Source organism: Nocardia vinacea NBRC 16497 (genome assembly GCF_000308835.1).
GTDB classification, from domain to species: domain Bacteria; phylum Actinomycetota; class Actinomycetes; order Mycobacteriales; family Mycobacteriaceae; genus Nocardia; species Nocardia vinacea.
In genome coordinates, this window is record NZ_BAGN01000016.1 from 1 (window position 1) to 8,783 (window position 8,783).

Genomic DNA, 8,783 nt, shown 5'->3' on the forward strand with positions numbered 1-8,783 from the left:
GGTGGCCGATGTCCTCACCGTGACAGTGGATCAGGACGGCTGCGCGACCCTCAGCAGCGAAAGCGTGAAGCTGGTCTACAACGCCGACGAGTGGGATGCCTTCGCCAAGGGTGTTGCCGACGGCCAATTCGACCGCCGCTGAGCCGAGGCCGGCCTTCGCGTGATGTGCCGGTTGCGGCCGATGACCGGCGTGCCGCGGGTGGGATTCGCTACCGATGGTTCGGAATTGCGTATGCGGCCGTTGCTATTTGCACGAACGATCGGATCAGGGGGTTGGTGTCGCCCTCGTTCCACACCACCACCACACTGCTCGGTGCCATATCGACCAGCGGGACTGTGGCCAGTCCGTCGGGCATCTTGTGCCCGAGAGGGGTGATGCCGACGGTGCCGTTCCAGAGCACGGCCTGCACACATTCCTGGACGACCCGCACTACTGGGCCTTCACGCGGTTCACCGCCGTTCCAGTAGGTCTGCCAGATGGGGTCGGTGCCGTCGGGGAACTGGAACCAGCGGCGGCCGGCCAGGTCGGCCAGCTTCAGGTGGTCACGGTGAGCCAGCACGTCGTCGGCACGCAGTACCGCCCCGACCGGGTCGGCACGCAGCTCACGCGCGGTCAGGGCGGTGTCGTTGAACGGTGCACGGGTCACCGCGACGTCGACCAGTCCCGCCTTCAGCCCGCAGGTGGGGTCGGTGAGGTCGGTGTCGCGGATGCGGATGTCGACCTCGGGGTGCTTGTGGCGGTAGGCGGCGGCCAGCCTGGTGATGCCGGGGTCGGTGGCGTCACCCAGGATGCCGATGGTGAGGTTCGCATTTCCGGCCGCGGCGGCTACCCGCGTGCTGACCCGGTCGGCTTGGTCGAGCAGGGCCCGCGCGTCGTCCAGCAGTACCGCCCCGACTCGGGTGAGATCGACGCCGGTCGGCGACCGGTCGAACAACGCGGCGCCGACTTCCGACTCCAGTTGCTGGATGGCGCGGCTCAGCGGCGGCTGGCTCATGTGCAACCTGGCGGCGGCGCGACCGAAATGGCGTTCCTCGGCGACAGCAACGAAGTAACGCAGCGTACGCAGCTCCACGCTGGCACGATACCCGTCCGGTATCGGCATGGCAGAACAGGTCTTGGACGCCTCGACGTCTCGGCGGTGCAATCGAAACATGACCGACGAAACAATGAACGACGAAACGAACTACGGCGCAACCGTTTCGGTGGTTGGACCCGGCGAGGGTGAGACGATCATGTTGGGTGCCACACGCATGCGGGTCCTCGAGGACGGCAGCAACACCGGGCACCGTCTCGGCGTCGCCGAATCCGTCTTGGCCCCATACACTCCGGGACCGCCACAGCACCGGCATGCCCAGCACGACGAAGGGTTCTACATCATCTCCGGCACGGTGCGGTTCACCGTCGGCGACACCGACTACGACGCGACAGCAGGCACGCTGGTGATGGTCCCACCCGGTGCCCCGCACACCTTCGCCAACATCACCAGCCAACCGGCCGTCATGCTCAGCACCTTCACACCCGACCTGTATGTGCAGTACTTCCGCGACCTACAGGACATGATCGCCGACGGCCGGGAACTGACACCCCAGGTGAACATGGAAGTGATGAGCCACTACGCCACCGAGCCCGCCACCGGCTCGGCCTGAACCCGAGCGGGCCGAGATTCGTTGTGCCCGCACCTGCCACCGCTGGATGGAATTGTGAACATCGCTTTCTGGATCACCGCAGGCCTGCTCGCCCTCTTCTACCTCTATGCAGGCGCACTGAAGATCACCCGAAACCGGGATCGACTCCGGCCCATGATGGCCTGGGTGGACCGCATACCACTACCCGCTGTCCGGACTGTCGGCGCGCTGGAAGTACTCGGTGCGCTCGGGCTGATCCTTCCACCCCTGACCGGCCTCGCGCCCTGGCTCGCCGTGGCCGCGGCAATCGGTTTCGTGCTCCTGCAACTCGGTGCGATCCCGGTCCACCTGAGCGGCGGGGACCGAAGAGTCGCCCTCAACATGACCCTTCTTCTCATAGCCGCCGTGACCGTTTGGCTCGCGACCACCTGGGTGTGACCCTTGTCCTGCCACCGAATTCGACCGACAACGACGAAGTCGCCCGCGCCGCTGCGCAAGTAGCCGTTCGATAGTGACCGCGGCCGGTCTGAATCGCTCTCAGCGGTCGCGCCAGGTGATGAAGTCGAATTCGAGATACTGCTCGGCGGCCGATGGAATGTGTGTGAGGGTCAGGGCCGCCATATTGCCTTGGTCGGTTTGCACGCAGATCTGACTGGCCAGGCGCAGGGAGTAGACGTTGGCGACGGTTTTGGTCCAAGCGTCGACCGGTAGTGCGGCACAGCGGTCGTGCTCGGTAGGCCCGTCGCTCTGGAGGAGAGCGAAACGCGGTGTGCCGTGGGTCATCGCGTTGATGCTGTCGGCGGCCTTGGACGGACTCAGGTCGACACCGGGCAGGTCCTGCTCCTGAACCTGCCCGTTGTCCAGGTCGAGGCCCTCGACGTTGGCGATCTTCTGGTGTCCTTGAGCCAAGACGACCGGTTGTGCCGAAATCGTCGGTCGCATTGAGGATTCGACGGAAGCCGCCACCGCAGAGCCGATCGGCGAGGATGCGTCGCCATCCGTCCAGTGCCTGGTGAGACCGACCGCCGCGATCACGACACCGACTACCGCGACGACGAGACCGACCGCTGCGATGACGACACCGCGCTTAGGCCAGTTCGCCACAGAACCTTTCGCCGACATCGTCAACCCCTCCTGATCTCACAACCTTGAAATCAAGCCTCCGCAGCAAGGCTAGCTCGAAGGTCGCCCCACTCGGGCCATTTCGACAACGGACACAGATCCCAAGCGGCCGTTGACGAATTGTGCAGACATAGCGGTGGGTTCGGGTTTCGATACCTTCGAGGCGGAATGTGAAGTCGGGGCGCGAAATCCACCGCAGCGCCCTGTGCACGGCTTGCGGTGATGGTCGACCCGGCCGACAGCACCTTCGCCATCGGCTACGACCCTCGGGATCGACGAATGCCGGCTTCGCTTGTCGCACAACAACACCGTGGTCAGCCGTGCTGTCTGTGCATAGAAACCCTTCGGGCACAGGGGCATAGGTGGCGAAGGTGGCATTGCCCAAGGGGGCGATTCTTCGACCCTAGGGTTGGCTGTTCAGGGCGAGAATCGTCCTTAACGTAAGCGAGGTAATCAATCAACCTCGCTTTCAGGAGCAGTGAAATGCGAATCAAGTCCTTCATCGCGGCCGGTCTTCTCGCCACCGCCGCCGTCGCCGGGGTGTCGACGGCAGCAACCGCGTCCGCGGCCTCGGGCTACTACTACGGCACCTACGCCACCTCCGCGGCATGTGCCGCGGACGGCGCCTCGCCCACCACCGGCGGCTACTACTACGAGTGCGTCGAAACCTACAGCGGCTGGGATCTTTACATCTACTACTGATCCGCGATAGCAAAGGCGGGAAGTCCGAACGCACCGGACTTCCCGCTTTTCGTATTGGTCCGACAGTCGAATCGGTCACCGGATCAATAGAACTCGTGGCGGAGTGGCCCTGTCCCGAATCCTCGTGTCTTACTGGGCTTTTCTTACGCGTATGGGACGGGCAGCCGTCGACACGGTCAGAATTTGATGCGCTCCAGCCAGGTCGCGAGTACGGGGACGTCTCCGGATGCCTCCAGACTTGGGCTGTCGGCGGGGATTCGGCGCAGCAGCAGGAGGAACAGATCTACTGCGGTGCCCTGAACCGTCAACGATGCCGGTGTCCGACTGTCACTCCAGGTGATCGTGTCCCCGGATCGGAGAATGGTCCAGGTGTCATCGGTGTCGATGGCGCGCAGCTGCAGACTGGTGTCTTCATCGAGCGGTGTCTCGAAGCGCGGTCCCTTCTCGACGATTTCGAGAAACTCCGACAGCCCGTCGGCGCCGAGCTCGGGGGCGATGTTCACCTCGCGGTCGAGGGCGAGCAGGGCATCGGCGCGGTGCACGGTCGCCTCGTGCAGGCGTCGGCGCACCCACCACTCGGCCGGGCGCGCGGAGCCGAACGGCGTCCAGATCGGGACATCGGACCCCACCGTGTCGATGCTGTCGATCACCGCGCGGGCACCGGCACGCAGCCACCGGTCGGCCTCGTCGAGGTCACGTGGCCGACGGACATCGGGAACCTGCTGGAATTCGAGGAATTCGGTGGCCCGGTCGGCGATCATCGCTGCGGCCCAGCGGTTTCCACCGCCGACATGCGCGATCAGATTCGCCAGGGTCCAGTCCGGGCAGGTCGGTATCGGTGTCTTCGGGTCGGCGGACAGATACAGGTCGGCGAGCAAATCCGTCTCGCCCAGCAATGCTCTGCGCAGAGCCGATTTGCCGAGAGATATCACGAATTCGACACTAACCCAACTTGATTCGATGGGCATCGCGATTCTAGTCAACCATTGTGGGCCGCCTCCCGAAAGTCCCTCGAACAGTCGCCCGGGATGGCGCACAGCTGGCAGCGGCCACGAATCGGCAGTCCGCTTCTCGAAGCAGTCCGCACATCTCTGGTTACTATTGTGCGCCCCTGCGAAAGAATGCGCGGTGACGACAACAGGTGCGCCGAAACGCAATGAGTGCAGGTTCGCAGGGTGGAGAAGGTGGAATTGCCCCAGGTGGCGGCTGCTCGAGCCCTAGGGTTAGCTGTGCTGGACGTTTGCTGTTTCTACCGTTAGTGGGGTGATCAATCAACCCTCGCTTCAGGAGCAGTGAAATGCGAACCAAATCTCTCATCGCGGCCGGTCTTCTTGCCACCGCTGCCGTCGCCGGGGTGTCGACGGCAGCAACCGCGTCGGCCTCCACGGGCTATTACTACGGCACCTACGCGACCTACGCCGGGTGTGCCGCCGACGGTAAGTCGCCCAAGACGGGCGGCAATTACTGGCAGTGCGTCCAAACCTACAGTGGCTGGGATCTCTACCTCTACAACTGACCGCCGCGGCGGTGAGAAAGGGAAAGCGGGAAGTCCGAACGCACCGGACTTCCCGCTTTCGTTGTCGGTCTGGTAGCCGAATCAGCCACCAGCTCAACAGAACTCAGTGGCCGCCGTTTTCCTGCAGCCGCTTGAACGAGGCCTCAACCTCGGCCTCCGCCTCGGCGCGACCGACCCATTCCGAGCCCTTGACGTACTTGCCGGGCTCCAGATCCTTGTAGCGCTCGAAGAAGTGCTTGATCGCGGCCAGTTCGAACTCCGGCACATCGGCCAGATCCTGGATGTGGTCCCAGCGCTTATCGCCCGCGGGCACGCACAGCACCTTGTCGTCGCCGCCCGCCTCGTCGACCATCTTGTACATCGCGACCGGACGCACCTCGATCAGGCAGCCCGGAAACACCGACTCCGGCAGCAGGACCAGCGCGTCCAGCGGGTCGCCGTCCTCGCCGAGGGTGTTTTCGATGTAGCCGTAGTCCGCCGGGTAGACCATCGACGTGTAGAGGAAGCGGTCGAGCCGGACCCGGCCGGTCTCGTGATCGACCTCGTACTTGTTCCGAGAACCCTTGGGGATCTCGATGGTGACGTCGAACTCCACGCCATCTCCTTACTGATGCTTCTAGGGACTGTCGCGTTGCGGTCGTCGGAACGCCGACTCGACAGGTGTTCGGGGGGAACGGTGCCGGAACGAGGATAGTGTGGTCCGCGGGCACTTGGGTGCGGTAGGTGGGTGGCCTCGGCGACCGGGCGAAACGAGACGGAGAGACGGCGGGTACGTGGTGGGTGGCAGCAACGGGAATATCGGTGGCTCGGGCACCAAGCGACGCCGCAAAATCTGGATCGGCGTCGCGTTCGTGCTGGCCCTGCTGCTCGGTGCCGGGGCGGGCGTAGTGATCGCGGTCAAGCCGTGGACCGAGGAATTCCGGCACGGCGGGCTCACCATTGCCGCACCGCCCGCGCCGGTCGAACCGGTTCCACAGGTCGCGCCCGCGCCCTCGAATGCGCCCGCGCCGACTCCGTCCGGTATCGCCGCCGCGCTCGCACAGGTGGTCGCCAACCCCGACCTCGGTGCGTTCGCCGGTGAGGTTACCGATGCGGGCTCCGCGACCGTGCTGTGGAGCGCCGAATCCGATAAGCCGATGATTCCGTCGTCCACCGCCAAGATCCTCACCACCGCGGCCGCCCTGCTCACCCTGCCCGCGGATCATCGGGTGACCACCCGCGTCGTCACCGGATCCGCGCCGAATGAACTTGTGCTCGTCGGTGGTGGCGATCCGACGCTGACCGCGCAGCCCGACGGCAAGGGCTATTACCCGAACGGGCCGCGGCTTTCGGACCTGGTGTCGCAGATCAAGGACTCCGGCCATCCAGTCGACACCATCGTGGTCGACACCTCCGCGTATTCCGGCCCGCCCATGGCGCCCGGCTGGGATCCGGTCGATATCGGTGAGGGTTCGATCGCACCGATGGATCCGGTAATGCTCGACGGCGGCCGCCTCGACCCGCTGGTGGAGTACTCGCCGCGCACCCCTACTCCTGCATTGGCCACCGGACAGCGTCTGGCCATCGAACTCGGACTCGATCCCGCCAAGGTGCGGATCGGCAATGCCGCCGCCGGTTCGACCGAGGTGGCGAGCGTGCAATCCGCGCCGCTGCGGGACCGGCTGCGCGACACCATGGTCTATTCCGACAATGTGCTCGCCGAGGCCATCGGCCGCGAGATCGCGGTCGCGTCCGGTAACGAGGCATCGTTCACCGGGGCTGTCGCCGCCCTCGAAACCGCGCTCGGCAAGGGCGGATTCGATCTCAACGGACTTTCGATGCGCGATAACAGCGGCCTGTCGACCGAGGACCGAGTGCCCGCCCGGCTGCTCGACAAGATCATCTCGACCGCGGCGAAGTCGAGTGGCGCCAATGCCGTGCAGCCGAGCAACACCAAGGCAAGGCCGGAAACCGATCGGATCGCGACCACCCTGGCGCCGCTGCTCGACGATCTGCCTATCGCGGGTGCGACGGGGTCGCTGAGCAGCCGTTACGTCACCCAGAACCGGGGCGGCGCGGGATGGGTGCGGGCCAAGACCGGAACTCTCTCGGTGGCGAGCACGTTGGTCGGGTATGTGCTGGACAGCGACGGGCGGGTATTGACCTTCGCATTGATGTCGAACGATCGGCCACCGGAGCTGAGCCGGCCCGCATTGGACGCCATCGCCGGCACGCTGCGTAACTGTGGATGCTCGTGACGGGTGGTTGACCATGTTCGAAGGCACTGATAAATCGGGCGCCGTGGCCGCCGTTAATTCGGGTGCGGACGCTCCGGCCGAGCGCAGACGCTCCGGATTCTCCGGTGCCGTCGATTGGCGCCTTGCCGCGCGCGCTGGCGCCGCGCTGGTGCCGTCCGGCCCGCGGACCTCGCGATACTCGGCCGAACAGGTAGTGAGAGAGCTGGCCGAGGCATCGGTGCGGGCGGAGGGACCGGTCCGCGAGGTGAGCGGTCTGCTCGACGACCAGCCGGTGCCCTCGGCCCTGATCGTCGACCGGCCCGGCTGGATCAATGCGGCCGCGGATTCCATGGCTCAGTTGACCGGCACCGGGCAGGCGTCGGACAAGGGCTTGCTCGCCGGCAAACCCGCGGGTGTGCAAGCGGGCGCGATGCTGGCCTTCCTGTCCACCGCGATCCTCGGCCAGTACGACCCCTTCACCGGACCCGATGGGACGCTGCTGCTCGTCGCGCCGAACATCATGGCCGTCGAGCGCGCACTCGGCGTGTCGCCGACCGACTTCCGCTTCTGGGTCTGCCTGCACGAGGTGACCCACCGGGTGCAGTTCTCCTCCGCGCCGTGGCTGGCCGATTACATGCGCGCCAATGTCGACATCCTCGGCGAAGTCGGCGACGAACCGCTCGCCGATATGCTCGGTCGCCTCGTCGAAGAGGTGCGCGACCGCCGCCGCGGCACCGGCCCCGAAGACCCGAATTCCCGCGGTGTCGTCGGCCTACTCCGCGCGACCCAGGCGCCACCGCAGCGCGAAGCCCTGGACCGCCTGCTGATGCTCGGCACCCTCCTGGAAGGCCACGCCGACCACGTCATGGATGCTGTCGGCCCCGCCGTCATCCCCACCGTCGAACAGATCCGCGCCGCCTTCGACAAGCGCCGCAAACGCCCCACCAACCCGCTCCAACGCCTCCTGCGCGCGCTCCTCGGCGTGGACGCCAAGGTCGCTCAATACGTCCGCGGCAAGAAATTCGTAGACGCGGTGGTGGCCCAAGTCGGCATGGCCCAGTTCAATACCGTCTGGACCAACCCCGAAACCCTCCCGCTCGCAACGGAAATCGAGGCCCCTGAGCGCTGGATCGCGCGCGTCCTCGGGTAGTTCGCGACGAGCGCGTAGTCGCGGTCATCGAACCCGTGCGGTAGACCGTAGGCGTCTCATGATCGGCGGCGAAGGCCTCATTGTGGAGCTTGCCGACCGAATCGAGGGCACTGATCATCGGTAGTCTCCGGATATGAGCCGTACGGCGGGAGCGATGCCCGGGAATGCGCGGCGGCTGCCCGAGACCGAGGCGGTGCTCGAGGTGCGGCGGGCGGTGCGGGGGTGGCTGGCCGATTATGCGACGGGTGATGTGGCGGTCGCGTTGTCCGGTGGTGCGGATTCGCTGGCGTTGACCGCGGCTGCGGTGGTGGAGGCCGGGCAGGTCGACGCGCTGGTTGTGGATCATCAGTTGCAGGCGGGATCGGACAAGGTGGCGGCTGAGGCGGCGGCCGCGGCGTTGGCGCTGGGGTGTCGGTCGGCACATGTGCTGGCGGTCGAGGTCGGTGCGGAC

11 protein-coding genes are annotated in these 8,783 nt (G+C 65.8%); 7 read left to right on the plus strand and 4 right to left on the minus strand.

Annotated elements, in window-relative coordinates; translation table 11 throughout:
* Positions 1-209: 209 nt before the first annotated feature.
* A complete protein-coding gene (locus ON44_RS02500; RefSeq protein ID WP_218007507.1) occupies positions 210-1,073 on the minus strand; it encodes a LysR family transcriptional regulator in 864 nt (287 codons plus the stop codon).
* 79 nt (positions 1,074-1,152) lie between these two features.
* Between ON44_RS02500 and ON44_RS02505 the strand changes: the two genes are divergently transcribed.
* Both ON44_RS02505 and ON44_RS02510 read left to right on the plus strand, forming a co-directional pair.
* Positions 1,153-1,647 (plus strand): cupin domain-containing protein, encoded by a 495-nt coding sequence (locus ON44_RS02505; RefSeq protein ID WP_051181380.1) that lies wholly within the window; start codon positions 1,153-1,155, stop codon positions 1,645-1,647.
* A 54-nt stretch (positions 1,648-1,701) separates the two neighbouring features.
* Entirely contained in the window at positions 1,702-2,064 is a 363-nt protein-coding gene (locus ON44_RS02510; protein WP_040686140.1) for a DoxX family protein, read from the plus strand.
* A gap of 99 nt (positions 2,065-2,163) precedes the next feature.
* Here the strand turns inward: ON44_RS02510 and ON44_RS02515 are convergent, their stop codons facing one another.
* Positions 2,164-2,730, minus strand: coding sequence for a hypothetical protein (locus tag ON44_RS02515; RefSeq protein ID WP_040686141.1), 567 nt, complete (start codon positions 2,728-2,730; stop codon positions 2,164-2,166).
* A 501-nt stretch (positions 2,731-3,231) separates the two neighbouring features.
* Between ON44_RS02515 and ON44_RS02520 the strand changes: the two genes are divergently transcribed.
* Positions 3,232-3,450: a hypothetical protein gene (locus ON44_RS02520; protein ID WP_040686142.1), complete on the plus strand. Its 219-nt coding sequence runs from the start codon at positions 3,232-3,234 to the stop codon at positions 3,448-3,450.
* A 176-nt stretch (positions 3,451-3,626) separates the two neighbouring features.
* Here the strand turns inward: ON44_RS02520 and ON44_RS02525 are convergent, their stop codons facing one another.
* Positions 3,627-4,418 (minus strand): maleylpyruvate isomerase family mycothiol-dependent enzyme, encoded by a 792-nt coding sequence (locus ON44_RS02525; protein ID WP_051181382.1) that lies wholly within the window; start codon positions 4,416-4,418, stop codon positions 3,627-3,629.
* 329 nt (positions 4,419-4,747) lie between these two features.
* On the opposite strand from ON44_RS02525, the gene ON44_RS02530 reads away from it, so the two are divergent.
* Positions 4,748-4,966 carry a hypothetical protein gene (locus ON44_RS02530; RefSeq protein WP_040686143.1) on the plus strand — a complete coding sequence of 73 codons (219 nt, stop codon included), beginning with the start codon at positions 4,748-4,750 and terminating at the stop codon, positions 4,964-4,966.
* A gap of 103 nt (positions 4,967-5,069) precedes the next feature.
* Here ON44_RS02530 and ON44_RS02535 read toward each other — a convergent pair whose 3' ends face one another.
* Positions 5,070-5,561, minus strand: a complete 492-nt coding sequence (locus ON44_RS02535) for an inorganic diphosphatase (protein ID WP_040686144.1) — start codon at positions 5,559-5,561, stop codon at positions 5,070-5,072.
* Positions 5,562-5,739: 178 nt separating this feature from the next.
* Between ON44_RS02535 and dacB the strand changes: the two genes are divergently transcribed.
* The 3 genes from dacB to ON44_RS02550 all read left to right on the plus strand — a co-directional run.
* Positions 5,740-7,203, plus strand: coding sequence for a D-alanyl-D-alanine carboxypeptidase/D-alanyl-D-alanine endopeptidase (dacB, locus tag ON44_RS02540; RefSeq protein ID WP_051181384.1), 1,464 nt, complete (start codon positions 5,740-5,742; stop codon positions 7,201-7,203).
* 13 nt (positions 7,204-7,216) lie between these two features.
* Positions 7,217-8,332 (plus strand): Rv3626c family coenzyme F420 biosynthesis-associated protein, encoded by a 1,116-nt coding sequence (locus ON44_RS02545; protein WP_040686150.1) that lies wholly within the window; start codon positions 7,217-7,219, stop codon positions 8,330-8,332.
* 133 nt (positions 8,333-8,465) lie between these two features.
* Positions 8,466-8,783: PP-loop family protein (locus ON44_RS02550; protein WP_506331834.1), on the plus strand; the 318-nt coding region annotated here is incomplete at its 3' end.

Excerpts from the sequence above, each read along its gene's own strand:
- ON44_RS02520 (WP_040686142.1), top strand. The coding sequence starts at position 3,232 with ATGCGAATCAAGTCCTTCATCGCGGCCGGTCTTCTCGCCACCGCCGCC.
- ON44_RS02525 (WP_051181382.1), bottom strand. The coding sequence starts at position 4,418 with ATGCCCATCGAATCAAGTTGGGTTAGTGTCGAATTCGTGATATCTCTC.
- ON44_RS02530 (WP_040686143.1), top strand. The coding sequence starts at position 4,748 with ATGCGAACCAAATCTCTCATCGCGGCCGGTCTTCTTGCCACCGCTGCC.
- ON44_RS02545 (WP_040686150.1), top strand. The coding sequence starts at position 7,217 with ATGTTCGAAGGCACTGATAAATCGGGCGCCGTGGCCGCCGTTAATTCG.
- ON44_RS02505 (WP_051181380.1), top strand. The coding sequence starts at position 1,153 with ATGACCGACGAAACAATGAACGACGAAACGAACTACGGCGCAACCGTT.